Here is a 1639-nt window from a genome sequence, read left to right as displayed (position 1 = left end):
GATTGAGTCAAGTCTTTGTAGGCAAATTTTTATCTGCCAGCGTGTACCCAATAGTGTAAACGAATTCATGATTGCAGAGCGTTTCCTTGGTGAACCCTGACCCTTGTTTAAAAACTCTGTAATGCCTGTAGGGCACGGTATACAGGAAGACCGGATTTCCCTTGTAAGTACTGTATATTCCCACGTGTCATTTCGCCAACGGTGTGCGCCACCTTCTCTTCATAATGCCTGGGCGGTTTCTCTTCTGTTGTGGGTTCACCCCAGCTCTCGGCACGCCCGAACAGCGTTTGAAAGCCCATGTGATCCAAATGGGCGACGAGACCGGTCACCATCGCCTGTTTCCCTTTTTCTACCCAGCTACGGCCGTTTTTCAAGCGCTTGGCAAAAACACTCATCGTTCCCTCCGCACTCCCCATGGGACGCATATCCTCCGTATCTATGCCTTGGGCCTTCAGCCAGTTGCGGTAATCGCCCAACGCCTCCGGATACTGTTCCAGCTGCTGGATCAGATCGTTTAAACGGTCTTCCTTTGCGTTGCTTCCCAGAGTGCCCACCGCACTGTTCAATTCAACCAACAGGTCTTCCCCGTCCCAAGCTCTGAAAGCTTTTCTCACGTTGTTCAAGCGGGGATGTTTGCGGAACAGGCCACGCAACTCCCGAGCCACATGAAAGCGGTCAATACAGAAGAACGCCCGGTTCCGAAAGTGCTCACGACAGGCCGTTATCCACCCAGCACCGTCGCCATTAATGACTAGTTTGTGTACGGTGGGGTCGTACGCATAGTTGTCGATTAGAAAGTCCTCAAAGGCTTCCCAGAACGGCTTTTTCCCACGGTAGACAAAATGGCGTTTGTCTTTGAGCCGAACACGTTTCCCGTTTTTCTCCCAACCCTGGTGCACCGCTACGATCTTCTCCTCTTTGCCCCGTATTCCTTTTTCCTGATGTTTCACGAACAGTCCGTCAACCTCAGCGAACAGCACTGGGCGGTGAACGGGTTCACGGGCTTTGGGAAGGGCTCTGATCTCCAACAGATGCCGTCGGATCGCTTCATGGCTGATGACCCGATAGCCTAAGAGGTTTTCCAGAGTCTGGGCGGCTTTTCGGTAGGAAGGACCCTGGACCGCCAGTTGGATGGCCGCTTCCTCAACCATCGGGCTTAAGTGACCCTCCTGCTCAAATGACAGATAACGGTCGAGAAGATAAAATAGCGGTTGCTTTTTCGATCTAGATAATAATTGCGTTCCAGTTTCATTTCGCCGAAGAGACTGACGACCTGGAGGGATCGTTTATTCAAAAGGCGGTACTGCTTCTTGTCCCGTTCTTCAGCGATCTGTTGATCCATCTCCTCCAGCAGGTGTTTCATCACCAAGCCGAAGGTTTCCTGTAATTTCCGCCACACAAGCTGCTCAATCTGTTTTAAATTTAAATAGGCTGTGGTATCCTGTTTCACGAGGGTTATCTCCTTTAGAATCTGGTTTTCGTCGACTTTGATTCTACCAAGGAGTAACCCTCTTTTTCATGGAAAATGCTCACTTACCTACCGCGCTCCCGCTTGGTGCCCTGTCCATACCGTTAACGGCAATTGCCGTTAACGGTATGGACAGGAAGGTAATTTGCCTACAAATATTTTACTCATACG

The 1639-nt window shown here is 50.5% G+C and carries 1 pseudogene; it reads right to left on the bottom strand.

The features are described 5' to 3' along the window. Positions 1-107: 107 nt before the first annotated feature. Positions 108-1399 (bottom strand): annotated as a pseudogene (locus E4665_RS17985) (ISLre2 family transposase). Positions 1400-1639 lie beyond the last annotated feature (240 nt).

The organism is Sporolactobacillus shoreae, assembly GCF_004684935.1.
Classification (GTDB): domain Bacteria; phylum Bacillota; class Bacilli; order Bacillales; family Sporolactobacillaceae; genus Sporolactobacillus; species Sporolactobacillus shoreae.
The sequence above is the reverse complement of the archived record's forward strand: the minus strand, read 5'-3'. Positions and strand labels throughout refer to the sequence as shown.